This window comes from Kitasatospora sp. NPDC087861 (assembly GCF_044742585.1).
Classification (GTDB): Bacteria; Actinomycetota; Actinomycetes; order Streptomycetales; family Streptomycetaceae; genus Kitasatospora.
In genome coordinates this window covers 477,484-502,673 of the sequence record NZ_JBIUUS010000001.1, presented here as the reverse complement: position 1 = coordinate 502,673, position 25,190 = coordinate 477,484, and the positions used below count along the sequence as shown (strand labels likewise).

At 71.4% G+C, this 25,190-nt stretch carries 22 protein-coding genes and 1 pseudogene; 7 read left to right on the top strand and 16 right to left on the bottom strand.

Going from position 1 to position 25,190, the window contains the following annotated elements:
- Positions 1–164 precede the first annotated feature (164 nt).
- Positions 165–1,922, top strand: a complete 1,758-nt coding sequence (locus ACIOJE_RS02265) for a hypothetical protein (protein WP_400772735.1) — start codon at positions 165–167, stop codon at positions 1,920–1,922.
- 96 nt (positions 1,923–2,018) lie between these two features.
- Here ACIOJE_RS02265 and ACIOJE_RS02260 read toward each other — a convergent pair whose 3' ends face one another.
- The 6 genes from ACIOJE_RS02260 to rfbB form a co-directional block, all read right to left on the bottom strand.
- Positions 2,019–2,921 (bottom strand): glycosyltransferase family 2 protein, encoded by a 903-nt coding sequence (locus ACIOJE_RS02260; protein WP_400772734.1) that lies wholly within the window; start codon positions 2,919–2,921, stop codon positions 2,019–2,021.
- Between the two features lie 5 nt (positions 2,922–2,926).
- On the bottom strand, positions 2,927–3,325 hold the full coding sequence (locus tag ACIOJE_RS02255; protein ID WP_280675157.1) for a DUF2304 domain-containing protein: 399 nt from the start codon (positions 3,323–3,325) through the stop codon (positions 2,927–2,929).
- Positions 3,322–4,011, bottom strand: coding sequence for a glycosyltransferase family 2 protein (locus tag ACIOJE_RS02250; RefSeq protein WP_280675159.1), 690 nt, complete (start codon positions 4,009–4,011; stop codon positions 3,322–3,324). The genes ACIOJE_RS02255 and ACIOJE_RS02250 overlap by 4 nt, the downstream gene beginning before the upstream one ends.
- A gap of 68 nt (positions 4,012–4,079) precedes the next feature.
- On the bottom strand, positions 4,080–5,417 hold the full coding sequence (locus ACIOJE_RS02245) for a hypothetical protein (protein ID WP_280675162.1): 1,338 nt from the start codon (positions 5,415–5,417) through the stop codon (positions 4,080–4,082).
- On the bottom strand, positions 5,414–6,349 hold the full coding sequence (gene rfbD / locus ACIOJE_RS02240; RefSeq protein ID WP_400772732.1) for a dTDP-4-dehydrorhamnose reductase: 936 nt from the start codon (positions 6,347–6,349) through the stop codon (positions 5,414–5,416). Before rfbD ends, ACIOJE_RS02245 begins: the two co-directional genes overlap by 4 nt.
- Positions 6,346–7,323, bottom strand: coding sequence for a dTDP-glucose 4,6-dehydratase (gene rfbB / locus ACIOJE_RS02235; protein WP_280675165.1), 978 nt, complete (start codon positions 7,321–7,323; stop codon positions 6,346–6,348). The genes rfbD and rfbB overlap by 4 nt, the downstream gene beginning before the upstream one ends.
- An 83-nt stretch (positions 7,324–7,406) precedes the next feature.
- Here rfbB and rfbA point away from each other — a divergent pair, with 83 nt between their 5' ends.
- Positions 7,407–8,282, top strand: a complete 876-nt coding sequence (rfbA, locus tag ACIOJE_RS02230; protein ID WP_280675167.1) for a glucose-1-phosphate thymidylyltransferase RfbA — start codon at positions 7,407–7,409, stop codon at positions 8,280–8,282.
- A gap of 2 nt (positions 8,283–8,284) precedes the next feature.
- Complete coding sequence (gene rfbC, locus ACIOJE_RS02225) at positions 8,285–8,887, top strand: dTDP-4-dehydrorhamnose 3,5-epimerase (protein ID WP_400772824.1); 603 nt, start codon at positions 8,285–8,287, stop codon at positions 8,885–8,887.
- Between the two features lie 112 nt (positions 8,888–8,999).
- On the opposite strand, the gene ACIOJE_RS02220 is transcribed toward rfbC, so the two are convergent.
- The 8 genes from ACIOJE_RS02220 to ACIOJE_RS02185 form a co-directional block, all read right to left on the bottom strand.
- Positions 9,000–9,434, bottom strand: a complete 435-nt coding sequence (locus ACIOJE_RS02220; protein WP_400772730.1) for a GtrA family protein — start codon at positions 9,432–9,434, stop codon at positions 9,000–9,002.
- Entirely contained in the window at positions 9,434–10,390 is a 957-nt protein-coding gene (locus ACIOJE_RS02215; protein ID WP_400772728.1) for a glycosyltransferase family 2 protein, read from the bottom strand. Before ACIOJE_RS02215 ends, ACIOJE_RS02220 begins: the two co-directional genes overlap by 1 nt.
- Positions 10,391–10,602: 212 nt before the next feature.
- On the bottom strand, positions 10,603–12,657 hold the full coding sequence (locus ACIOJE_RS02210; RefSeq protein ID WP_400772726.1) for a hypothetical protein: 2,055 nt from the start codon (positions 12,655–12,657) through the stop codon (positions 10,603–10,605).
- Between the two features lie 190 nt (positions 12,658–12,847).
- Positions 12,848–14,041 carry an elongation factor Tu gene (gene tuf, locus ACIOJE_RS02205; protein WP_280675177.1) on the bottom strand — a complete coding sequence of 398 codons (1,194 nt, stop codon included), beginning with the start codon at positions 14,039–14,041 and terminating at the stop codon, positions 12,848–12,850.
- A gap of 234 nt (positions 14,042–14,275) precedes the next feature.
- On the bottom strand, positions 14,276–16,381 hold the full coding sequence (fusA, locus tag ACIOJE_RS02200; RefSeq protein ID WP_280675179.1) for an elongation factor G: 2,106 nt from the start codon (positions 16,379–16,381) through the stop codon (positions 14,276–14,278).
- 39 nt (positions 16,382–16,420) lie between these two features.
- Complete coding sequence (rpsG, locus tag ACIOJE_RS02195; RefSeq protein ID WP_030055803.1) at positions 16,421–16,891, bottom strand: 30S ribosomal protein S7; 471 nt, start codon at positions 16,889–16,891, stop codon at positions 16,421–16,423.
- Between the two features lie 2 nt (positions 16,892–16,893).
- Complete coding sequence (rpsL, locus tag ACIOJE_RS02190; protein ID WP_014144289.1) at positions 16,894–17,265, bottom strand: 30S ribosomal protein S12; 372 nt, start codon at positions 17,263–17,265, stop codon at positions 16,894–16,896.
- A gap of 445 nt (positions 17,266–17,710) precedes the next feature.
- Complete coding sequence (locus ACIOJE_RS02185) at positions 17,711–18,268, bottom strand: DUF1707 and DUF4190 domain-containing protein (RefSeq protein WP_400772724.1); 558 nt, start codon at positions 18,266–18,268, stop codon at positions 17,711–17,713.
- Positions 18,269–18,512: 244 nt separating this feature from the next.
- On the opposite strand from ACIOJE_RS02185, the gene ACIOJE_RS02180 reads away from it, so the two are divergent.
- From ACIOJE_RS02180 to ACIOJE_RS02165, 4 genes are all read left to right on the top strand, one after another.
- Positions 18,513–19,409 carry an ABC transporter ATP-binding protein gene (locus ACIOJE_RS02180; protein WP_400772722.1) on the top strand — a complete coding sequence of 299 codons (897 nt, stop codon included), beginning with the start codon at positions 18,513–18,515 and terminating at the stop codon, positions 19,407–19,409.
- The gene (locus tag ACIOJE_RS02175) at positions 19,406–21,040 is read left to right on the top strand and encodes a transporter (RefSeq protein WP_280675186.1); all 1,635 of its coding nucleotides are present in this window, start codon (positions 19,406–19,408) and stop codon (positions 21,038–21,040) included. Before ACIOJE_RS02180 ends, ACIOJE_RS02175 begins: the two co-directional genes overlap by 4 nt.
- Positions 21,041–21,141: 101 nt before the next feature.
- Complete coding sequence (locus tag ACIOJE_RS02170; RefSeq protein ID WP_280675188.1) at positions 21,142–22,422, top strand: DUF2786 domain-containing protein; 1,281 nt, start codon at positions 21,142–21,144, stop codon at positions 22,420–22,422.
- A gap of 132 nt (positions 22,423–22,554) precedes the next feature.
- Positions 22,555–23,667 (top strand): ADP-ribosylglycohydrolase family protein, encoded by a 1,113-nt coding sequence (locus tag ACIOJE_RS02165; RefSeq protein WP_280675190.1) that lies wholly within the window; start codon positions 22,555–22,557, stop codon positions 23,665–23,667.
- Here the strand turns inward: ACIOJE_RS02165 and ACIOJE_RS02160 are convergent, their stop codons facing one another.
- Both ACIOJE_RS02160 and ACIOJE_RS02155 read right to left on the bottom strand, forming a co-directional pair.
- Entirely contained in the window at positions 23,668–24,993 is a 1,326-nt protein-coding gene (locus ACIOJE_RS02160) for a serpin family protein (protein ID WP_400772719.1), read from the bottom strand.
- A gap of 46 nt (positions 24,994–25,039) precedes the next feature.
- Positions 25,040–25,183: pseudogene (locus ACIOJE_RS02155) on the bottom strand (ADP-ribosylglycohydrolase family protein); the annotation flags it as partial.
- Positions 25,184–25,190 lie beyond the last annotated feature (7 nt).

Below are 25,190 nucleotides of genomic sequence, written 5' to 3'. Positions count from 1 at the left end.
CACTGCTCCGTTCCACCGCCATGGAACGTCCGTACATGTGTCCAACCAGTGCACAGGAAGCGTTTGACCCCCTGGCAGAATCAGTCGAGCAAATGAGCGACCGGTCCCGGACGCTCGGCTTCAGTTCGTCCCTCCTCGATCGCCCGGCCACAAAGGACCTCGCAGTGACAAGCCTCCAGACCGCGGCCACCTCGACCGAACTCCGACGGGCCCCGATACGCCGAAGAGTCAAGGACAGACCATCGCCCGGCGCCTTTCTGCTCTGGGTCCTGGAGGGTCTGGTCGCCCTGGCGGCCTCGCTGCTGATGACCTGCCTCGCCCGGTTCGTCGACCTCAACCCGATGACCCGGATCGGCCAGGTCAGCGGCCTGGCCGCGCTGCAGCTGCAACTGCTGCTCCTGCTCGGCGTCGTCCTGCTGGTCTGCGTCCCGGCCATGCGCCGCTGGGCGGACGCCCCGCTGCGGTTCGGGGCGGCGGCCGTCGCCGGGCTCTCCTCCGGCGTCGTCGCGGCCGGCGTCTCGCTCGCCCTGCGCGACACCATGTGGCCGCTCAACGGGCAGGGCGGGGACTCCGGCACGCTGCAGGCCTGGGCCGGCGCCCTCATGCAGGGCAAGCCCCTCGACGGCGCCTACCCGCCGATGTTCCCGCACCTGATCGCCTGGACCGCCGAGTACTTCACCGACGGCGACGTCGGCTACGCGATGAAGATCGTCTCGCTGCTCTTCATGGGCCTGCTCGGCCCGCTCGCGTACCTGGCCTGGCGACTGATGCTCCCGCCGCTGTGGGCGCTCGGCATCGGCGTCACCGCCTCGCTGCCGATGATGCAGCCGTACAAGCCGTACACCAACCTCGTCCTGGTCGCGCTCGTCCCGGTGCTCGGCAAGTTCATACAGCTGCTCCAGCGCTCCTCGGAGCTTCCCCGCAAGCGCGCCGCCGTCCAGGGCGGCGGGCTCGGCCTGGTGATCGGCCTGCTGTTCATCCTGTACTCCGGCTGGTTCATCTGGTCGGCGCTCGGCGTGATCGTGCTGACCGTCGTCATCGTGGTCCGGGTCTGGCGGGACGGCGGGGGCCGGGCGCTGGCGACGGCCGGGGCCACCCTCCTGGCCACCACCGGGGTCTTCCTCCTGATAGCCGGAAGCTACCTGGTCCGCCTGCTCTCCTCGGCCGGTTCCACCGTCGACCGTTACTGCTACTTCGACACCTACGCCGAGCCGACCTACTTCGCGATGTGGCGCGACGACCTGCCCGGCAGCGACGCCTGGAGCACCTGGCCGCTGCCCGGCGAGCTCGGCGGCGTCGGCCTCTTCTCCATCCTGCTGCTCGTCGGCCTCGGCGTCGCGCTCGCCCTCGGCGTCAACCGCCCCTCCGTCCTGGTGACCGCCGCCTGTGCGGCCAGCGCCCTGATCATGCGCTACTGGTACGCCTCCCACATGGAGAAGAACCAGGCGGTGATGCTCTACCCGCGCACCAGCGCCCAACTGCTCTACTGCACCCTCGTGCTCACCGGCCTCGCCTGCTACCTGGCCGCCCGCCGCTTCGGCGCCCGCCGCGCCCAGGCCGACGAGCCGGTGCCGATCCGCGGACTCGCCCGGTTCACCCCGCGTGCGGTCGCGCTCGGCGCGCTCTGCTCCCTCGGCCTGCTGTACGCGATGGCCGGCTCCGCCACCGCCGACCGCTTCATGCCGAACATGAAGGGGGACGGCGGCGACCTCGCCTACTACGCGCAGACCACCGCGAGCTTCGACGGGCACTGCTCGCAGTACGCCCCGGACGGCAAGTGCTCGAAGCCGAGTGATCTGTCCACGCGGCTGGTCGACGGGCCCGACCAGGGCACGCTGGGCTGTTCCCCGGCCAACCCGTACCCGGTCCGGCCGAAGGCCTCCGGAGTGGTCGGCAACGTGCTGGCGCTGCTGGAGGGCTGAACCGGGCGGGCCGGCCCCGGCACCGGTACCGAAAAGGAGCCCGGCCCCACCGCCTGAGCGGTGGGGCCGGGCTCCTTCGTCCCTGCGGACGCGGTGCTAGTGGCGCTGGCCCGAGGTGAACGCGTGCTTGGCGAGCACCTTGAGGCCGGACTTCTCGCCGCGGCGCAGGGCGCCGGGGAGCATCGTGATCGCGTGGAAGCGGGAGGCGCTGCGGACCCGGGCGGCGCGCGCCGCCCTGGGCCAGCCGCGGGCGTCCATCCGCTCGGCCACCGCGTTGAAGTAGCGCTCCGCCTCGGTGAAGCGGGTGCCCGAGAAGGCCTGCACCGAGGACTCGCTGACCGCGTGGCGGCGGTACTGGAAGACGACGGTGGTGTTGTCGATCATCATCGTCTCGCCGCGCTCCAGCAGGTCGACGACCAGCGCGAGGTCCTGGATGACCGAGTACTCGTCGCGGAAGTTGACCGCCCGCAGGGCCTCGCCCCGCCAGCAGATCGACGGGAAGTAGAGCCAGTTGCCGCGCAGCACGCTGGCGGCCAGCTCCTCGCCGCCCATCAGGCGCCGGCCCTTGACGTTCGGGGCGTAGAGCTTGCCCTTCACGTTGTCGGCCAGGCCGGAGCTGACCACGCCGTCACCGTCGATCACCTCGACGCCCGGCTGCACCATGCCCAGGTCCGGGTTGACCTTGAGGATCGCCCGGACGGTCTCCAGGTAGTGCGGGTGCAGCAGGTCGTCGCAGCCCATGATGACCACGTGGTCCGCCGTGGAGAGCTCCACGCACTTCTGGAAGTTCTTGGTGATCCCGAGGTTCTGCTCGTTGCGCAGGTACCGCACCCGGTGGTCGCCGAGCTCGGCGAACCAGCCCGGGACGTCCGGCTCCTTGCCGTCGTCGATGACGGTCAGCCGCAGGACCGGGTCGCTCTGATTGAGGATGCTGCGCACCGCGGCCTGCATCAGGGCCACGTCGCCGTAGTACGGCAGCATGAACTCGAAGGTGGCCATGACGGTCAGGCTCCGTTGCTCTTCACCGGGACGGAGACCGGGAGGTCCAGGTCGAAGCGCTCCTCGTTGAGCCGGGAGCCCTCGTTGATCGCGACGGTGCGGGCCAGGTCGGTGAGCTTCTTCTCCAGCGAGCGGAACCGCAGGAAGGTGTTCAGGGTCAGGAAGCCCATGGCCAGGACCATCACGTACAGCACCAGGTCGGTGCCGCGGCCGACGCCGAACTTGTGGGCCACCCAGGTGACGTCGCTCGGGCGCAGGATCGCGTAGATGTTGGCGATCACGAAGACGGAGAAGGCGATGCGCTTCCAGGCGCGCGTGTTCGCGCGGTCCCAGCGCCGGATGAACATGAACGCGAGGGAAACCGCGCCCACGATCAGAACCAGCTGGATCCAGAAGTAGTTCATCGGCGGCCACGCTCCCGAAGCGAGATGTCGAAGATGATGTTGACGCCGTTGATCAAGGACTGACCCTTGGCGCGTGAGTAGTCGGTGTACAGGATGTCCACCGGGAGCTCGGCCACCCGCAGGTCGGCGCCGGCCAGGAAGCTGACGATCTCCGAGGCGTGGGCCATGCCGTTCATGGTGATCCGCAACCGGCCCGCGGCTTCACGGTTGAGCACGCGCAGGCCGTTGTGCGAGTCGGTGAGCTTGAGCTTGCGGGCGGTGGGGCTGACCGTCGCGGCGGTCCGCAGGACGACCCGCTTGATCCACGGCACCTGGCCGTTCTGCTCGATGAAGCGCGAGCCGAGGACCACGTCGACCTCGCCCGTGCGGAGCAGGGCGACCATCTTCTCGACGTCGGCCGTCTGGTGCTGGCCGTCCGCGTCGAAGGTCGCGAAGTACTGGGCGCCGTTCTGGGCGAGCGCGTAGGCGAGGCCGGTCTGCAGCGCCGCGCCCTGGCCGAGGTTGACCGGGTGCCGCACCAGGTGCGCACCCGTGGACATGATGTGCTTGGCGGAGTCGTCCGCACTGCCGTCATCGACCACAACGATGTTCGGGAACGTCTTGCGCGCTCCCTCAACAACGTCAGCGATCACCTGGCCTTCGTTGTAGGCCGGGATCACCAGCCAGACATCGTCGTACTGGGACACGGGGGCTCCATGTTCGGGGTGTCTCGCGCGCTCGCGCGCGGCAATCTGTATGTCGGGGGGTGAGACGGTCATTCGCCGACCACCCCGGCAGTCATGGTGGGCGCGGCCTGCTCCGACGTGCTCCGCGCGGTACCGGCCTGGTTCGCCGTCGAACCGGGGAAGCTGCGCCTGAGCGCGGCCAGCATACCGAGCACCGTGACCACCGATCCGGCGGTGTACGCCACGACCACGCGGGTGGCCACGTCACCGGGCATGAAGGTGACCCCGGCGAGGGCCGCGGTACCGACCGCCCAGCAGAGCAGCTGCAGGTTGTGCCGCTTGAATACCATCAACGCCTGACCGAGCACCATCGCGAACATGTACGCCACGGTGCCGGCGGACATCCAGAAGAAGTCGAGGCAGCCGAGCACCGGCTTGGCGCCGAAGAGCACCTGGATCAGCCAGGGCCCGAGGGCCACCGCCGGGATCCCGCCGAGCACGCCCAGCCCGCCGACCACGAGGCCGATCCGGCGGAGCATGCCGCTGAAGGCCGCCCGGTCGCCGACGGCGATCGCCGAGGAGAGCCCGCTGAGCAGCGAGGCCTGCAGCGAGCCGAACACGAAGAGCGGGACGCGGGCCAGCACCAGAGCGTTGAGCAGCGCCGCGATCAGCGCCGACTCCGTCGGGGCGAGCAGCTTGGTGCTCACCACCGCAGCGTTCACCACAACCTGGGAGAGCAGGGTCGAGCAGATCAGCAGGCCCAGGCCGGAACAGAGTTCGGACCACGGGACGCGCGGACCGGGCCGTACCGCCCGCAGCAGCGGCGGCAACGTGAGCAGGGTGGCCGCGACCGGCGCGACGGCCAGGATCAGGCTGAACGCCAGCGCCGAGTGCACCCCGGCGACGGCGGCGCCGAAGGCCAGCCCGATCCGCAGGCCGCCGTCGATGCCGAGCTGGGTGCCGTAGGCGCCGAACCTGCCGAGGCCGGCCAGCACGCCACGGGTGAGGTAGCAGACCGCCATGCCGAGGAACGCCCCGCCCAGCGCCAGCACCAGCGACCGGTCGCCGTGGAACATCGCGTCGGCGATCTTCCGCGAGCCGAGGCCGAGCACCAGCAGCACCGCGGCGAGGATCCCGCCGGTCAGCAGGGTGGCCCGGCGCAGCACCGGGGCCGCGCCGTGGCCGAGCGCGGCGCGGGCCGCGACGATCCGGGTCAGCTCCTGCTCGATCGGGAAGAAGACGCCGATCCCGACGGACATCACGATCGTCCACAGCAGGGAGACGTTCGCCATGTCGTCGACGGACAGGCTGTGGCCCGCCACACCCAGGTGGATGTACGAGGCCGCGCCGAGCACGACGGTGCCGCCCGCCACCGCCAGGGTTCCCGGCGGTAGCGCGGCGGCCACCTTGGTCAGCGGATTGGTCACTGCGCTCTGTCGCTCTCGGATGTCCGGGCCGCGGCGGCCAGTTCGGTGAAGGCGGGGGTGCCGAGCGCCTCGGCGAGCTGCTCGCGCCAGTCCGGCAGCGGGCTCAGGCCGGCGGCGGCCCAGCCGTCGTGGCCCAGCACGCTGAACGCGGGCCGGACGGCGGGGGTGACGTACGCGGCGGAGGTGGTCGGGCGGATCCGCTCCGGGTCGAGCCCGCTCAGTCGGTACGTCTCCCGGGCCAGCCCGCACCAGGTGGTGCGGCCGGCGCCGGTGCCGTGGTAGACCCCGGCCGGGGCCCGCCCGGCGAGCGCGGCCCGGCCGAGCGCGGCCAGCTGCCGGGCCAGCGCCAGCGACCAGGTCGGCTGGCCCTGCTGGTTGTCCACCACGTCCAGGGTCTCGCGCTGGGCGGCGAGCCGCAGCATGGTGGCGACGAAGTTCTTGCCGTGCTCGCCGTACAGCCAGGCGGTGCGCACGACGTAGCCGCGCTCCGGGAGCAGTTCGGCGACGGCCTGCTCGCCCACCAGCTTGCCGCGGCCGTACGCGTTGACCGGGCCGGTGGGCGCGGTCTCGGCGTACGCCTCGGTGGCGTCCCCGGGCAGCACGTAGTCGGTCGACACCTGCAGCAGCCGGGCGCCGGCCTTGGCACAGGCGGCGGCGAGGTTGCGCACGCCGGTGCCGTTGACGGCCGTGGCGGCCGCCTCCTCGGTCTCGGCGGCGTCCACGTTGGTCCAGGCGGCGCAGTTGACGACGACGTCGTGACCCTCGACGGCGGCCAGGACGGCCGCCGCGTCGGTGATGTCGAGGTCGGCGCGGCCGAGGGCGGTCACCTCGGCCTGCGGGTCGGCGGCCAGGACGCTCAGCACGTCGCGGCCGAGCATGCCGGCCGCGCCGGTCACCAGCCAGCGGACCTGGCCCGGGGCGGTGGCGCTCACTTCTGCAGCGCCGCCTTCTGCTTCAGCGGCTCCCACCAGGCGCGGTTGTCGCGGTACCAGGCGATGGTCGCGGCGAGGCCGTCCTCGAAGCGGACCTGCGGCTCGTAGCCGAGCTCCTCGCGGATCTTGCTGATGTCGATCGAGTAGCGCAGGTCGTGGCCCTTGCGGTCGGCCACGTGCTCGACCATGTCCCAACCGGCGCCGGCGGCCTCCAGCAGCAGGCCGGTGAGCTCCTTGTTGGTGGCCTCGGTGCCGCCGCCGATGTTGTAGACCTCGCCGGCGCGGCCGCCGCGCATGACCAGCTCGATGCCCCGGCAGTGGTCCGAGACGTGCAGCCAGTCGCGGACGTTGCCACCGTCGCCGTACAGCGGCACCTTCTTGCCGTCGATCAGGTTGGTGGTGAAGAGCGGGATGACCTTCTCGGGGAACTGGTAGTGCCCGTAGTTGTTGGAGCAGCGGGTCACCACGACGTCCATGCCGTGCGTGCGGTGGTAGGCCAGCGCCAGCAGGTCCGAGGAGGCCTTGGAGGCCGAGTACGGGGAGTTCGGCACCAGCGGCCACTCCTCCGTCCAGGAGCCCTCGTTGATGGAGCCGTACACCTCGTCGGTGGAGATGTGCACGAAGCGGCCGACGCCGTGCTTGCGGGCGGCGTCCAGCAGGACCTGGGTGCCGACCACGTTGGTCAGCACGAAGGGGCCGGCGCCCGCGATCGAGCGGTCCACGTGGGACTCGGCCGCGAAGTGCACCACGACGTCGTGGCCGGGCATCACGGCGTCGACGGCGTCGACGTCGCAGATGTCGCCCCGGACGAAGGAGTAGCCGCGGTGACCCGCCACCGGCTCCAGGTTGGCCTCGACGCCCGAGTACGTGAGCTTGTCGAAGACCGTGATCTGGTCAGTGGTGTCGGCGCCGAGAAGCTGGCGGACGAATTCAGAACCAATGAAGCCGGCACCGCCGGTCACGAGGATGCGCATAGTACGCCGTAGTCTACCGTCGCGCCGGGGACCCGCCGACCCGGCCCTCACCCGTCCCTTCGGACTCGAATAAGGTGCACCTCATGCGTGGAATCCTTCTGGCCGGCGGCACCGGCTCGCGGCTCTGGCCGCTGACCCGGGCGGTGTCGAAGCAGCTCCTCCCGGTCTTCGACAAGCCGATGATCTACTACCCCCTCTCGACCCTGGTGATGGCGGGGATCAGCGAGATCCTGATCATCACCACCCCGAACGACAGGGAACAGTTCGAGCGCCTGCTGGGCGACGGCTCCCAGTTCGGCCTCCGCCTGGAGTACGCCGTCCAGGAGCGCCCCGAGGGCATCGCCCAGGCCTTCGTCCTGGGCGCCGACTTCATCGGCGACGAGCCCGTGGCGCTGATCCTCGGCGACAACATCTTCCACGGCAGCGGCCTGGGCACCCGGCTCTCCGAGCACACCGACGCCAAGGGCGGCCGGGTCTTCGCGTACCCGGTGGCCGACCCGACGGCGTACGGCGTGGTCGAGTTCGACGAGGACGGCCAGGTCATCTCCATCGAGGAGAAGCCGACCGAGCCCAAGTCCCGGTACGCCGTCCCCGGCCTGTACTTCTACGACAACCGCGTGGTGGAGATCGCCCGCGGCCTGAAGCCGAGCGCCCGCGGCGAGCTGGAGATCACCGCCGTCAACGAGGCGTACCTCAAGGCCGGCGACCTGCACGTGACCATCCTCGACCGCGGCACCGCCTGGCTGGACACCGGCACCTTCGTCTCGATGGTGCAGGCCTCGGAGTTCGTCCGGGTCATCGAGGAGCGCCAGGGCTTCAAGATCGGCTGCATCGAGGAGGCGGTCTGGCGGGCCGGCCTGATCGACGACGCGCAGCTGCGCGAGCTGGCCGAGCCCCTGCTGAAGAGCGGCTACGGCCAGTACCTGGTGGCGCTGCTGGACGAGGAGGCCGCGCGATGAAGATCCGCGAGCTGTCCATCGAGGGCGCCTGGGAGCTCACCCCGCAGGTGCACGGCGACGCGCGCGGCCACTTCACCGAGTGGTACCGCTTCGACCGGCTGGCCGAGGTGGCCGGGCACCCGCTGAAGCTGGCGCAGGCCAACCTCTCGCTGTCCAGCCGGGGCGTCGTCCGCGGCATCCACTTCGCCGACGTCCCGCCCGGCCAGGCCAAGTACGTGACCTGCGTGCGCGGCGCGGTGCTGGACGTCATCGTCGACCTGCGGGTCGGCTCGCCGACCTTCGGCCGGTGGGAGGGCGTGCGCCTGGACGAGACCGAGCGCAAGGCCGTCTACATCTCGGAGGGCCTCGGCCACGGGTTCTGCGCGCTCACCGACGACGCGACGCTGACCTACCTCTGCTCGGAGACCTACAACCCGACCGGCGAGCACGGCGTGCACCCGCTGGACCCGGACCTGGCCATCGAGTGGCCGGCCGAGGCCCCGCAGCTGTCCGCCAAGGACGCCGAGGCGCCGTCGCTCGCCGAGGCGCTGGCGAGCGGCCTGCTGCCGGACTACGAGGCCGTCAAGGCGTTCCGCGCCGGGCTCGGCAAGGCCCACCAGGGCTGATCCGGGGACGACCCGCGAGGGCCCGGTCGCGTTCGACGCGGCCGGGCCCTCGGCTTTCCGAGCCCTCGCATGTCCGGACCCGCCGGTGTCGGGCCCAGCGCCCGGGCAGCCCTCAACGGCCCCGGAAGACCCAGACCTTGAGCAGCACGAACCGGACCACCGTGGCGAGCCCGTTGGCCACGACCAGCCCGGCCACCTCGACCGGCCGGGAGGCGTTCGGCACCGCCAGGTCGAGCAGGGCGAGCGCGCCGCTGCTCAGGCCCAGCCCGATGAGGAAGGCCACCGCGCCCTGCAGTTGGTGCCGCAGCGCACCCTCGCTGCCGGTGACGCCGAAGGTGAAGCGGCGGTTGGCGGCCGTGTTGGCGACCGCACTGACCGCGAGGGCGATCAGGTTGGCGGCCTGCGCGCCGGTGAACCCGCGCGCGGCGACGAACAGCAGCAGGTAGAAGAGCGTGCTGAGAACCCCGATGACCAGGAAGGACGGCAGCTGGCGACGGGCCGCCCGGCCGGTCTCCGCGGACCGGGCCGGGTCGTCGGTGATGTTCATCAGGAGTTGTCCCGTCGTTCTTCCTCGGCCGAGTCGTAGCCGACGAAGTACGCCGGGCGGGCCTGGACCGCCGAGTAGATCCGCCCGGTGTACTCGCCGAGCAGGCCGACGCAGATCAACTGGACGGCGCCGATGAACAGCATCCCTATGAAGAGCGAGGACCACCCCGGCACGGTCGAGCCGAGCGCGAACGAGATGGTGGTGTAGACCGCCAGCAGCAGGCAGACCGCGAAGCTCAGCAGGCCGAGCCAGGTGGCCAGCCGCAGCGGGGCGGCGGAGAAGTTGGTGACGCTGTCCAGGGCCAGCCGGACCATCTTGGCCAGCGGGTAGTGCGTCGCGCCGGCCACCCGCTCCTCGCGGACGTACACCACCTCGCCGCTGGGGAAGCCCAGCCACGGCACCAGCAGCCGGTAGACCGGCTGGTGCTCGGGCAGCGCCTTGAGCGCGTCCACCGCGGCGCGGCTGAGCAGGCGGTAGTCGCCGGCCTGGCTGGGCATCCGCTTGCCGACCAGCTTGCGCATCAGCCAGTAGTAGGCGCCGGCCGTCCGCCGCTTGAAGAAGCTGTCCGTACCGCGGTCGCCGCGCACGCCGTAGACGATGTCGAGGTTCTGCTCGCGGGCGAGCGAGAGCATCTCCGGGATCTTCTCCGGCGGGTCCTGCAGGTCCGCGTCGATGCTCACCACGTAGTCGCCGAACGCCCGGTCCAGGCCGGCCTTGAGCGCGGCCTGGTGGCCGGAGTTGCGGGCGAAGCGGATGATCCGGAACTCGGGCCAGTCCTGCCGGATCTTCTGCATCAGCACCGGGGTGGCGTCGGTGCTGCCGTCGTCGACGCCGACCACCTCGTAGTCGATCCCGAGCCCGTCGAGGATCGGCCGCAGCCTCTCGACGGTCAGCGGAAGCGCCTCCTGCTCGTTGTAGATCGGCATGACGACCGACAACTGCGGCGCTGTCGACATGAGTTGGTCCCGCTTTCCGCTGGTGAGGCTGGATTTCCGCCGACAATAGCAGCCGGCGGTGAGGCCCCGATGAGACCCGGCGGGGCCCGATGAGCACCGGGTGAGATCCCGTCCGGCCACCGGGGTGGTGGTCCGGACGGCCGCGGGGGGCGCCACCCTGCTCGGGCGGCGCCCCCGCGCCGGGTCGCCCCGGCCTCGCCGGGGCCCGGGGATCAGTCCCCGGGGAAGCTCCGGTTCCACGGGTGGATCCAGTTGTTGCCCGGCTTGGCCACCACGGTGATCCGCGGCTGGAAGCCGGTCAGCTCCTTGCGCAGCAGGTCCCCGGTGGCCGGGTCGGCGACCACCACGGTCATCGGCCCGCCGAGCTTCTCGGCGGCCTTCTTCACGTGGGCCAGCGCCGCCTGGTGCTCCGCTTCCTTCCGGGGCTCGGCGCCGATGTTCACCCAGTGCGCCTCGTAGAGCGCCCGCATGTCACCGCCGCGCCCGCGCAGCAGCGCGGTGACCCAGGTGGACTTGAGGTTCTTGTAGTCGTCGTTGGAGTACAGCACCATCATCGGCTCGGAGATGCCGTCGAGGTCCGCCATGACGGTGGCGCCGTCGCGCGGGCCGATGTCGCTCCAGGAGTCGCCCCGGCTCCAGGCCGTCAACGAGTTCTGGGACCAGGCGGTGGGCCCCGCCTTGAACGACTCCATCCCCCACTGGACGCCGGCGAACAGGCTGAGCGCCGTCGCCACCGCGACCACCGAGAGCACGCCGTCGCCGATCCGGCGCCGCAGGACCGGCACCCGGGCGGGCGAGGTGGTCCGCAGCAGCGGGCCGACCGCGCCGATCGAGACCAGCGCGATCACCACCCCGGTGCCGGCCAGCTTCTCGAAGTAGTACGAGACGTGCCCGATCGTGTGCATCTGCCACCAGGCGAAGCCGCAGATCACCAGCCCGGCGCCGAGCACCAGCGCGAGGTGCGCCCGGCCGGTGCCGGTGCGCCGGTTGGTCGGCGCCGCCGCGGCCAGCAGGGCCAGCAGCAGACCGCCGACCAGGATCGTCCGGTCGGCGCCGACGCTCGGGCCGCCCAGGTTGGAGGTGCCGGCGACGTCGAGGTCGGACAGCACGGAGACCACGCTCGGCAGTGCGGCCAGCCCGAGCGCGACCACCGCGAGGAGCGCGTAGAGCGGCCAGCGCGAGAGCCGGAACCTCCGCCGGTGGACCACCAGGGTGGCCACCACGGCGACCCCGGCGACGGCGCCGAACAGGTTGTAGACGTAGGTGACGGCGATCAGGCCGGACCCGGCGAGCAGCAGGAACTCCGGCGTCCGCAGCGCGGGCCGCACCAGGAACGCGGTGAGGACGGCCACCATGAGCAGGCCGATGACCGTCGAGTCGAAGCCGTGGGTGACCAGGTCGGTGTAGTTGCTGGAGAACACCAGCGCCGCGACCGTCCCGCACACTGCGGCGGTGCGCCAGCCGCGCAGCCTCGGTCCGCCGATCCAGCGGGCCGCCCAGACCAGCGCCACGCCGAGCAGCGCGTAGGCCGCCAGGACGTAGAGCAGGTAGCGGTTCATGGTGTCGAGCGTCGAGCCGAGGTCCGCGGAGGAGCGGACCAGCGAGTCGACCCAGGCGAGCAGGAAGTGCGACCCCTGCGGGTACACCCCCTCCCCCGACATCATGTAGGCCTTGGCGGCCTCCTGGTGCAGGAAGTTGTAGCCGCCGACGTGCTCGATGCCGACGAAGTACGAGAAGTGGTTGAGCCGGTCCTCGGAGGTGGTGAGGAACTCCAGCCGCCAGCCCGGCCCCTTGCCGACCAGCGGCTTGTGCAGGTAGTGCCACATCACGTAGCCGGCGCCGAGCACCATCAGGTCCGAGGGCCGGAACCGCAGCGGCAGCCGGGGCGCGCGGCGGCCCAGCCAGCCGGTCAGCGCCACGATCGAGAACAGCGCCCCGGAGGTGGGGACCGGGTCAAGCCCCCACGGCCAGAGCGAGAAGAGCAGGCCGGTGACGAGCACGCCGCCGGCGACGATCAACGCCGCGGCGACCAGCCGGTCGAGCAGCACGCCGCCGACCCGGATCACCGAGGCGACGGCCAGGACCAGCAGCGGCAGCAGCACGATCCCGAGGCCGGTCGGGATCAGCACGGTCGGGACCAGCCAGGACGCGAGCAGGGCGCCGGCCAGGAACGGCAGGCTTCGGGCGGTCCTTGCGGCGGCGGGGCGTTCGGGTCCGGGCGTGCTACCCGGTGCGGCCTCCTCGGACGAGGTACGCGCGGCCACCATGGTGCGGAGTCTTTCCATCGAGACCCAGAAACCCCATCCCCTGTCACGGGCACCCTTGCGCCCGGGTTCAGTCCGGCGATATGCCGCGATCCTAGTTGATCCTTTTTCGCACAAAGACAGAGGGCTTGGTGAAGATCCTGGGATCTCCACCAAGCCCTCCCTGACCAGAGGTCAAGTGTCAGAGCATCAATTACTTGATGATCTTGGTGACCTGGCCGGCGCCGACGGTACGACCACCCTCACGGATGGCGAACTTCAGGCCCTCCTCCATGGCGATCGGCTGGATCAGCGCGACCGTCATGGCGGTGTTGTCGCCCGGCATGACCATCTCGGTGCCCTCGGGGAGGGTCACGACGCCGGTCACGTCCGTGGTACGGAAGTAGAACTGCGGGCGGTAGTTGTTGAAGAACGGGGTGTGACGGCCACCCTCGTCCTTCGACAGGATGTAGGCCTGGGCCTCGAAGTCGGTGTGCGGCGTGACCGAACCCGGCTTGATGATGACCTGGCCGCGCTCGACGTCCTCGCGCTTGATGCCACGGAGCAGCAGACCGACGTTCTCACCGGCCTGGCCCTCGTCGAGCAGCTTGCGGAACATCTCGATGCCGGTGACCGTGGTGGTGGTCTTGGTCTCCTTGATGCCGATGATGTCGACAGTCTCGTTGACCTTGAGGATGCCACGCTCGATACGACCGGTGACGACGGTGCCACGACCGGTGATCGTGAAGACGTCCTCGATCGGCATCAGGAACGGCTGGTCCACGGCGCGGGCCGGGGTCGGGATGGCCTCGTCGACCTGGTGCATCAGGCCGAGGAGCTTCTCGCCCCACTCCTTGTCGCCCTCCAGCGCCTTCAGCGCGGAGACGCGGACGACCGGCAGGTCGTCACCCGGGAACTCGTACTCCGAGAGGAGCTCGCGGACCTCGAGCTCGACGAGCTCCAGGATCTCCTCGTCGTCCACCATGTCGGCCTTGTTCAGGGCGACGACGATGTAGGGGACGCCGACCTGGCGGGCCAGGAGGACGTGCTCCTTGGTCTGCGGCATCGGGCCGTCGGTGGCGGCGACGACGAGGATCGCACCGTCCATCTGGGCCGCACCGGTGATCATGTTCTTGATGTAGTCCGCGTGACCCGGGCAGTCGACGTGGGCGTAGTGACGCGCCTCGGTCTGGTACTCGACGTGCGCGATCGAGATGGTGATACCGCGCTGCCGCTCCTCCGGCGCCTTGTCGATCTGGTCGAACGGCGTGAAGGGGTTGATCTCCGGGTACGCGTCGTGCAGCACCTTGGTGATGGCCGCGGTAAGGGTCGTCTTACCGTGGTCAATGTGACCGATGGTGCCGATGTTGACGTGGGGCTTCGTCCGCTCGAACTTCGCCTTCGCCACTGCAGTCCTCCTGAGGACAGTTCTGTACGCCGTGCTGACGTCAGTTGGTCTTTGATCGGGATTGGGCCCGGGGTGCCGAAGCACCTCGCACCGTCCCGCGGGGTGGGGGCCGGAGGCCCCCGGGAGAACCCGACCGGATTCTCCCGGGACGCCTCCTAATAGCCTAAGGGTTCGCAATCGTCCCGAATGTCGGGATGTCCTGCGGCCTCGTAGGGAGCCGGCTGGTGCCGGTCCTTACTCGCCCTTGGCCTTGGCGATGATCTCCTCCGCCACGGCCTTCGGAACCTCGGCGTACGAGTCGAACTGCATCGAGTAGCTCGCGCGACCAGAGGTCTTGCTGCGCAGATCACCGACGTAGCCGAACATCTCGGAGAGCGGCACCAGCGCCGTGACGACGCGGGCACCGTGACGCTCGTCCATGGACCGGATCTGGCCACGGCGAGAGTTGATGTCGCCGATCACGTCGCCCATGTAGTCCTCGGGCGTGGTGACCTCGACGGCCATCATCGGCTCGAGAAGAACCGGCTTGGCCTTCCTCGCGCCTTCCTTGAAGGCCATCGAGCCGGCGATCTTGAACGCGAGCTCGGAGGAGTCGACGTCGTGCGACTGACCGTCGAGCAGCTTCACGCGGACACCCTGCAGCGGGTAGCCGGCGAGCACGCCGAACTCCATGGCCTCCTGGCAGCCGGCGTCGACCGACGGGATGTACTCCCGCGGCACGCGGCCACCGGTGACCAGGTTGAGGAACTCGTAGCCCTCGGCCTGCTCGAGCGGCTCGATCGCGATCTGCACCTTGGCGAACTGACCGGAACCACCGGTCTGCTTCTTGTGGGTGTAGTCGATGCGCTCGACGGCCTGACGGATCGTCTCGCGGTACGCGACCTGCGGCTTGCCGACGTTGGCCTCGACCTTGAACTCACGCTTCATACGGTCGACCAGCACCTCGAGGTGCAGCTCGCCCATACCCGCGATGATGGTCTGGCCGGTCTCCTCGTCCGTGTTGACCTGGAAGGAGGGGTCCTCCTCCGCGAGACGCTGGATGGCGACACCCAGCTTCTCCTGGTCACCCTTGGACTTGGGCTCGATCGCGACGCGAATGACCGGGGCCGGGAAGTCCATGGACTCCAGGATGACCGGGTTCTTCTCGTCGGACAGCGTCTCACCGGTGGTGGTCTGCTTCAGGCCCATGACGGCGACGATGTCGCCGGCGCCCACCGACTCGATCTCCTCACGCTTGTTCGCGTGCATGCGGTAGATCTTGCCGATGCGCTCCTTCTTGCCCTTCACGGCGTTCAGCACCGAGGTGCCGGACTCCAGGCGACCGGAGTAGATCCGGACGAAGGTGAGCTTGCCCAGGTGCGGGTCGGACATGATCTTGAACGCCAGCGCGGCGAGCGGCTCGTCGTCCGAGGCCTTGCGGGAGATCTTGGTCTCCGGGTCGTTGGGCTTGGTGCCCTCGACCGACTCGATGTCCAGCGGCGACGGCAGGTACTTGACGACCGCGTCGAGCAGGGGCTGAACGCCCTTGTTCTTGAACGCGGTACCGCAGAAGATCGGCGTGAAGGCCGACTCCAGGGTGCCCTTGCGGATCGCCTCGTACAGCAGCTCCTCGGGGACCTCTTCGCCCTCCATGGCGAGCATCATCACGTCATCGCTGACGTTCGACACCTCGTCCAGGAGCGCCTCGCGGTACTCGTTCGCCTGCTCCACCAGCTCGGCCGGGATGTCGACGACGTCGTACATCTCGCCCTTGGCGGCCTCGGCGGACCAGACCAGCGCCTTCATGCGGACAAGGTCGACAACGCCCTTGAAGTCCGCCTCGGCGCCGATCGGGAGCTGCATGACCAGCGGGGTCGCGCCGAGGCGGTCCACGATGGTCTTGACGCAGAAGAAGAAGTTCGCGCCCGTGCGGTCCAGCTTGTTGATGAAGCAGATGCGCGGGACGCCGTAGCGGTCAGCCTGCCGCCACACGGTCTCGGACTGGGGCTCGACACCGGCGACACCGTCGAACACCGTCACGGCACCGTCGAGGACGCGCAGCGAACGCTCCACCTCGACGGTGAAGTCGACGTGACCCGGGGTGTCGATGATGTTGATGGTGTTGTCGACGCCGTCGACCGTCCAGTGACAGGTCGTCGCGGCCGACGTGATCGTGATGCCGCGCTCCTGCTCCTGCTCCATCCAGTCCATGGTGGCAGCGCCATCGTGGACCTCACCGATCTTGTACGAGACGCCGGTGTAGAACAGGATCCGCTCGGTGGTGGTGGTCTTGCCCGCGTCGATGTGCGCCATGATCCCGATGTTGCGGACCCTGGCGAGGTCAAGGGAGGTTGCAGCCATGGTGGCTCGTTCTCTCTCTGTCTAGTGACGGGGTTCGGACTACCAGCGGTAGTGCGCGAAGGCCTTGTTGGACTCGGCCATCTTGTGGGTGTCCTCGCGACGCTTCACGGAAGCGCCCAGGCCGTTGCTGGCGTCGAGGATCTCGTTCATCAGGCGCTCGGTCATGGTCTTCTCGCGACGGGCGCGGGAGTAACCGACCATCCAGCGCAGCGCCAGGGTGCTGGCGCGGCCCGGACGGACCTCGACCGGAACCTGGTAGGTCGCGCCACCGACACGGCGGGACTTGACCTCGAGGGCCGGCTTGACGTTCTCCAGCGCGCGCTTCAGCGTGACGACCGGGTCCGAGCCGGTCTTCTCGCGGACGCCCTCGAGGGCGCCGTAGACGATCCGCTCGGCGGTGGAGCGCTTGCCGTGCAGCAGGATCTTGTTGACCAGCTGGGTGACGACCGGGGAGCCGTAAACCGGGTCGATGATGACCGGGCGCTTCGGGGCGGGGCCCTTACGAGGCATTCTTACTTCTCCTTCTTGGCGCCGTAGCGGCTGCGAGCCTGCTTGCGGTTCTTGACACCCTGGGTGTCAAGCGAGCCGCGGATGATCTTGTAGCGGACACCAGGAAGGTCCTTCACACGACCACCGCGCACCAGCACGATGGAGTGCTCCTGCAGGTTGTGGCCCTCGCCCGGAATGTAAGCGGTGACCTCGATCCCGCTGGTGAGGCGCACACGGGCGACCTTGCGGAGAGCCGAGTTCGGCTTCTTCGGGGTGGTCGTGTACACACGCGTGCAGACCCCACGGCGCTGCGGGGAACCCTTCAGCGCGGGAGTCTTGTTCTTCTCGACCTTGTCCTGCCGGCCCTTTCGGACCAGCTGCTGGATCGTAGGCACCGTTTCTCCGTTTTCTGTGTGCCAAGGCTTGGTGGAACTAACCTGCGGTGATCCCTCACACACGGCCCCGTGGTCGACCCACGCGGTCGGGTGTGTTGGGCGTATTCCGACACGGAATCCCATGAGCTGATGTACAGCGACGGCGCTCAACGCGCGGGGCGCTGGAAGGCGCTCCGGCTCGGCGCGGCGACCGGTGTGCATGCACGCACAAGGACCCGGGGACACCCCAGGCACAAGGTCAGAGCGTACCTAGCGCATGGGGCTCGGTCAAAACAAATGCAACGCCGCAGGTCGTGACCTTCGGCCGGATGTCCCGGGAGTGTCCCGGACGCGACCACCCGGTGTCGGGCCGCCCTCGCCCGCTCTACCACAGGCCGCCGCCCGTCGCCACCGGAGGCGGCCCGCCCCCGTGGTGCCCGAGCCGGCCTCCCGCGCAGCGGCCCGGTCAGGCCGGTACCCGGAGCAGGACCAGGAGCACGAGCGTCCAGAACGCGCAGCCGGCGTAGCCGAAGACCAGGCCGAGGGTGGCCATCCAGTCGCCGTCCCGGTCGCGGCGGCTCGGCTGGGCCTTCGCGACGTGCCCGACCACCACCGCGGGGAGCGAGAAGCCGGTCAGGCCGAACACCAACGAGGTGACCGCCAGCACGTTGATCGAGCGGGCCGGCGGCGGAGGCGGCGGGAGGAAGGTCGCCGGGACAGGCGGGGCGGCGAAGGCCATCGGCGCGGGCATCGGGCCGATGGGCAGATCGGCCACCAGGCCGGCCAGCTGGCCGTAGGTCTGCGCGGCGGCCGCCTGCTCGTGGCGCTGCTCGTACTCCTCGGTGGAGAGCCGGCCCTCGGCGAACGCGGCCTTCAGCACGTCGATCGTCCGGTCCCGGTCCGCGTGCCCGGCGCGCATCCCGGCGGGGAACCCGGCCTGCGGGGCGGGTGCGGGCGTCCGGCCGCCGTCCGGACGCCGGTCCGGGTCGCCGGGGCCCGACGCGCCCCACGGTTGAACGGCCATCCGCCACCTCCCGGCACCCGACGCGGCCCCGCACCCCTCGCTGTTCCTCATAGTGCAGGACGAACGGCGCAGCTGAGTAGGTGCCAATTTCAGCCCGACACCCGCCGGAACACGCCGCCCTGACGGCGCGCCTCACCCGTTCGGCCCATTCGCTCAGGGGATCCTCAACTCGGACGACAGCCTGTCGGGGCAATGACAGGCTGGTCCTGAGGAACCCACCCGCCAGCGAGTAGAGAAGGCCGCCATGCAGGCGTCAGCGCCGCCGCCGTCCGACCGACCCGGATCCGTTCCCCCCTCCGCCGTCAGCATCCAGGGGCTGTGGAAGCACTTCGGCGGCCAACCCGCCGTCGCCGGACTCAGCCTGGAGCTGCCGGCCGGCGCCTTCATCGGCCTGGTCGGCCCGAACGGCGCCGGCAAGACCACCACGCTGTCCATGGCCACCGGCCTGCTCCGGCCCGACCAGGGCACCGTCCTCATCCACGGCGGCGACGTCTGGGCCGACCCGGTCGCGGTCAAGGCCCGGATCGGCATCCTGCCCGAGGGGCTGCGGATGTTCGAGCGGCTCAGCGGCCGCGAACTGCTGCAGTACAACGGGCGGCTGCGCGGCCTGCCCGGCGCCGAGGTGGACCGGCGCGCCGAGGAGCTGCTGGCCGTCCTGGACCTCGCCCGCGACGCCGACAAGCTGGTCGCCGACTACTCCACCGGCATGCGCAAGAAGATCGGCCTGGCCGCCGCGCTGCTGCACAACCCCGACGTGCTGTTCCTCGACGAACCCTTCGAGGGCGTCGACCCGGTCTCGGCGCAGACCATCCGCGGCGTGCTCAAGCGGTACGCGGCGGCCGGATCCACGGTGGTCTTCTCCAGCCACGTCATGGAGCTGGTCGAGCAGCTCTGCGACTGGGTCGCGGTGGTCAACGCCGGCCGGGTGATCGCCCACGGCCCGCTGGACACCGTGCGCGGCGGGCGCAGCCTGCACGAGGCCTTCCTCGGCCTGATCGGCGTCCGCGAGGACGACGGCCAGGCGCTCGGCTGGCTCGGCGGCGGGCAGGCCACCAGCGGGCAGCTCGGCAGCGGGCAGGCCACCAGCGGGCAGCTCGGCAGCGGGCAGGCCACCAGCGGGCAGCTCGGGGGCGGGCAGTGAGCAGCGCCGCCGCCGCAGCCGTCCGTACCCCGGTGCCGGACGGGCGGACGGTGGTCCGCGCCCTGGTGGCGCTCAAGCTGCGGCTGCTGCGCAACGGCCTGCGACGCAGCCCCGGCCGGACCGCCGTGTACGTCATCGGCGGCGTCGTCGGCCTGGCCTTCGCGGCCGGCATCGCCTTCGCCCTCGCCATGATGAACGGGCGCTTCGCCGGTTCCGGGGACGCCGGGGTGATGCTGCTCGGCGTGCTCACCCTCGGCTGGGCCGCGCTGCCGCTGTTCCTCTTCTCCAGCGACGAGAGCGCCGACCCGACCCGGCTCACCATGCTCCCGCTGCGGCCCGGCCCGCTGCTGCGCGGCTCGCTGCTGGCCGCGCTGATCGGGCCCGGCCCGCTGGTCAGCCTGGTGCTGGTGACCGGCGCGGCGCTGTCCGGCGCGAACGGCGGCACGGCCGCCGCGGCCGCCCTGGTCGGCGTCCCGCTGGCCGTGCTCTGCCTGGTCACGCTCTCCCGGGCGGTCGCCGCCGGGAACGCCCGGATGCTCTCCAGCCGGCGCGGCAAGGACTTCGCGATCTTCGGCGGCCTGCTGTTCGCGCTGCTCGCCCAGGTCGCCAACATCGGTTCGCAGAGCATCTTCGGGCGGCCCGGCGACACCCTCGACCTCAGCCCGCTGAAGCCGATCGCCTCCGTGCTGCGCTGGCTCCCACCGGTCAGCGCGGCGGACGCGGCCCGCACCGCCGGCGAGGGCCGGTACGGACTGGCGCTGCTCCAGCTCGCCGCGGCCGGCGCGCTGCTCGTGCTGCTGCTGCGCTGGTGGCGCGGCAGCCTGCAGGAGCTGATGGTCACCGCCGACTCCTCCACCCTGGAGGTGGCCCGCGGGGTGCAGAGCTCGCGCGGCTGGAGCTTCCTGCCCGAGGGCCGGGCCGGCGCGGTGATGCAGCGCCACCTGCGGTACGCCTGGCGCGAGCCGCGGGCCAAGGCCGCGGTGTTCACCAGCATCGGCATGACGCTGGTGATCTGCGTGCTGTCGGTGGTCCAGGGCTGGTCGAGCGTCTACCTGCTGGCGATGACCGGGATGTTCCTCGGACTGCAGATGCTCAACCTGTTCGGCATGGACGGCTCGGCGTTCTGGATGGTCGCCGCCACCCTGGTCACCCCGGCCGACGCCCGGGACGAACTGCGCGGCCGGGCCTACGCGGTGCTGTCGTACGCCCTCCCGGTGACGGTGGTGCTCGGGTTCGTCCTGGCCGCCGTCACCGACGGCTGGTCCGAGCTGCCCGCCGCACTCGGCCTCGCGCTCGCCCTGCTCGGCTGCGGCGTCGCCCTCGGCTCGACGCTCAGCGTGCTCGCGCCGTACACCATGCCGGCCGACAACAACCCGATGCGCAACGCCGCCCCCGGGCAGGGCGGGCTGCTGCTGGTCAACCAGTTCGGCTCGCTGCTCGGTGTGGCGTTGCTCTCCCTGCCGGTGAGCGGCTACCTCGGCTGGGCGCTGTACTCCGGCAGCCCGAGCTGGCCGATCCTGCTGCTCGGCCCGCTCTACGGCGCCCTGATCGCCGCCCTCGGCGTCCGCTTCGCGGCCCGGAGGCTGCTGGAGCGCGCCCCGGAGATCCTGGCCAAGGCCGTCGAGCGCTGAGCCCCCGGGCCCGTCCCGAGCGCCCGGTCCCGTCGAAGGGGCCGGGCGCTCCGGCATCATGGGCGGAACGGCCGGACCGTCGAGGAGAGCAGGGACACACCGTGGGCAAGCGCGCACAGCAGGACGGGGACGGGGGCGCCGGCCCGCTGCTGGAGCAGGCGGTGCGGGCGGTGCTGACGGCCTCGGACGAAGCGCTGGACCTCGCCCTGGACACCGGAGCATCGCTGCTCGCCGCCTCGGCCGGGCAGTGGCCCGCGGTCAGCCGGGCGCTGCTCGGGTACGCGGACACCGCCGTCGGCCGCTGCTGGTCCGCCGGGTGGCGCCCGGCCGACCTGGCCCGAGTGGTCCGGCGCGAGCTGAAGCCCGTCCACCTGGCCCTCGCGGCGGACCTGATCGCGGCCGAGAACCGCCGGCACTCCGCGGCCGCCCTCGACCGGCGCTGGCAGGAGCAGCTGCGCGAGCTGGAGGCCGAGGTGTGGTGGCCCGGCGACGAGCAGTACCTCGGTGCCTTCGCCGACCGGCACCGGCTGGACCGCTTCGCGCTCGCCACCACCGCCCTGGAACTGCTGCGGACCTGGGGCCGGCTGCCGCCGATCGCCCCGGTCGGCCCGGCCCCGGGCCAGGCCCCGGCACGGACGCACCGGCCCGGGCCGGTGCCCGGCGAGCCCCGGATGCTGTCCCGGATCCGGGCGCTGCTGGCGAAGGCCGAGTCCACCGAGTACCCGGAGGAGGCCGAGGCGCTCACCGCCAAGGCCCAGCAGCTGATGGCCCAGCACAGCATCGACGAGGCACTGCTGGCCGCCGCCGGCGCCGACCGCGACACCCCGGCCGCGCTGCGGATCGGCGTGGACAACCCGTACGAGGGACCCAAGACGATGCTGCTGGACGCCGTCGCGGTGGCCAACCGGTGCCGGGTGGTGTGGGCCAAGGAGTTCGGCTTCTGCACCGTCGTCGGCTTCGACGGCGACCTGGACGGCGTCGAGCTGCTCTACACCTCGCTGCTGGTGCAGGCGACGCACGCGCTCAACAAGGTCGGCTCGCGGCGGGATTCGCGCAGCAAGGCGTTCCGGCAGTCCTTCCTGGTCGCCTACGCGGCGCGGATCCGCGAGCGGCTGACGGCCGCCACCGAACGGGCCACCAGCGCCGCCGCGGCCGGCCGGCACCTGCGCGAGGACGGCACCGAGGAGCAGCTGGTCCCGGACGGGCGGCTGCTGCCCGCGCTCGCCGCCCGCTCCGAGGCGGTGGACCAGGAGGTCGGCCGGCTGTTCCCGAAGCTGGTCTCGCAGCGCGTACGGGTGAGCGACGGCGTGGGCTGGGCGGCCGGCCGGGCCGCCGCCGACCGCGCCGCCCTGCACGGACGCGCCGGGGAGATCCGCAGCTAGGGCCTGTCCTCGGCGCGTCCTACGCGTGCCCGCGGCGCCGCACGCCCGGCGGGAATCGTCGGACACGTCGCGGCAGCACGCTTTCAGCCGGACCTGATAGAACGTAGTCCGCCACGAACCAAGGGGGACCACGTGACGGAGTCGGCGGTCGAGTCGGGATACCGGGACCGGGTGCGCGGGGCGCTGCTCGGCGGGGCCGTCGGCGACGCGCTGGGCTGGCCGGTGGAGTTCCAGCAGCTGTACCAGATCCAGCAGCGGTACGGGCCGGACGGCGTGGCCGGGCTGCCGGCCGGCCCCGGGCCGGCCGAGGTCACCGACGACACCCAGATGACCCTGTTCACCGCCGAGGGGCTGATCCGCGGCTTCGTCCGCGGCTGGACGGGCGGCGGCGGCTCGGTGCCGGAGGCCGTCCACGGCGCCTACCGCCGCTGGCTGCTGACCCAGTACCAGCCCTCGCCGGACACCGCGCCGCAGCCCCGCCCGTACGACGGCTGGCTGCTGCGGCAGCCCTTCCTGTACGCGCAGCGGGCGCCGGGCAACGCCTGCCTGAGCGGGATGTCCGAGCACCCGGTGTTCGAGTCGCCGTCCCCGGTCGGGCAGCCGGGGCCGATCAACGCGCACTCCAAGGGCTGCGGCACGGTGATGCGCTCGGCGCCGTTCGGCCTGGCCCGGCTGGGTACCGAGCTGGCCTTCGGGCTGGCCGTGCAGTGCGCCCAGCTCACCCACGGGCACCCGACCGGCTACCTCGCGGCGGGCGCCTTCGCGGCGCTGGTCGAGCGGCTCGCGAACGGGACCGAGCCGTGGGCGGCGGTCGGCGAGACCGTGGAGCAGATCCGCGAGCTGCCGTCCTCCAAGGAGACGGTGCAGGCGCTGGCCCGGGCCGTCCGGGTGGCCCAGGAGTCGCAGCCCTCGGCGGAGGCCGTGGAGCGGGTCGGGCTCGGCTGGATCGCCGAGGAGTGCCTGGCCATCGCGGTGTACTCGCTGCTGGCGGCCACCCTCGACCCCGACCCGGTGCGCACCGCGCTGCTGCTGTCGGTGAACCACTCCGGGGACAGCGACTCCACCGGCGCGGTCTGCGGCAACCTGGTCGGCGCCGCGTACGGCGCCGCGGCGCTGCCCGCCGAGTGGGCCGGAGCGGTCGAGGGCAGGGCCGAACTGCTCCGGGTCGCGGACGACCTGCTGGTGCTGTTCGGCAGCCGCGACCCGCTCCACCCGGCGCTCGGCGGGCGCTACCCGGCCTGGTAGCTACTTGGACGGGCGGTCTTGGACCGACGGGTCGGTGACCTGGCCGAGGAAGAGCGGCCGTCCGCCGTCGGTGTCCCGGATCAGGAACAGGAACGGCCGGTCGATGTGCAGTTGGACGGACTCCGGCGCGGCCGGGGCCGCCGCCGCGGCGAGCCCCGCGCCGCTACCGGCCGCCGCGACCGTACCGTCCTCGTCCACCTCGACGGTGGCCTTCTGCACCACCGTGCCGAGCGCCAGCGGCTCCTTGGTGATCCCTCCGAAGTCGGCGCCGTCGAACGCCGCCCTCACGCCGAGCGAACGCAGCACGGGGACGAGGTCGTTGGCGGTGTCGAAGCGGAAGCGCGGGAGGGTCAGGTCGACGGTCCGCTCGCCGAGCCCGCCGAGGATCCGGTCGAGCTGAGCCTGGTCCAGGCCCTTGTTGAAGGCGGCGAACCCGCCCTGCGCGGGGACGATCAGATCCATCGCCAACGTGCTGTCCGCGTAAGGGAGTTCGACGGCCTGCCAGGGCTCGCCGACGATGCCGCCGGAGCCCTCGGCGTACCGGAAGACGCCGGTCTGGCTCATCGCGGCGACGGACGGGGTGGAGCCGTCCAGCCGGTGGAACGGCCGGTCGGAGGTGTTCGCCGGCTTGAACCCGGAGGCCCACTTCGCCTTCAGGTAGAGCGCGTCGGTGAGCGCCAGCCGGGTGTCGGCGGTGATCTGCCGCTCGCCGAAGAGGTCCTTGATCCGCCCCTCGGTGGCCTTCTCCACGGCCGCGTTGATGCTCTTGCGGGAGCCCTGCGGGTCCTTGGCGAAGTCGACGGGGTGCACGCCGGTGTCGAAGGCGGCGGCGAGCGTGTCCAGGTACTCCGGGGCGACGGCCAGGCCCTGCTGCGTCCACAGGTCGTCCGCCTGCCGCAGGGTGAGCCGGCCGCCGGCCGGGACCGAACGGTCGAGCGCGCCCACCGCCGACGCGTACTGCTGCGGGGTGAGGTCGGTGTGCAGGGCCTTGGACAGCTCCTCGGCGGTGGCTCCGCGGGCCCCGGGCAGCACCATGGCGAGCACGGTGGCCAGGCCGGACGGCGAGAGGACGACATTGCGCCCCGCCCCGTCCGGCGCCGCGGCCAGCGCGTGCAGCAGATCCAGCCCGAAGGCGTTGGTGGCGGCCGAGACCGCCGCCACCTGCGCCGGATCCACCGGCACCCGACTCGCCGACCCCGAGGCCCGCACCACCGCGGGCCCGTCGGCCGCCGTACTGCCGCACCCGGCCACCAGCACCCCACCGGCCAGCACCGCCCCCGCCACCCGGCGCAGGCCTCGCCGCCCTCCAGCACTCCGCTTCGTCATGGCCCTTCGACGCGCCACCCCCCGCCCCGGTTCCCCGGGCCCCGGTTCAGTCCCAGAGCGCGCCGAGGGCGAGCAGTTCGTCCCGGTGCTCGATCCGCCCGACCCAGCCGGACGGCCAGGCCGACCCGCCGTGGTGGGCTCCGGCGAAGGCGCCGGTCAGGCAGGCGAGGGGGTCGCAGTCCCCGCTGGAGTAGGAG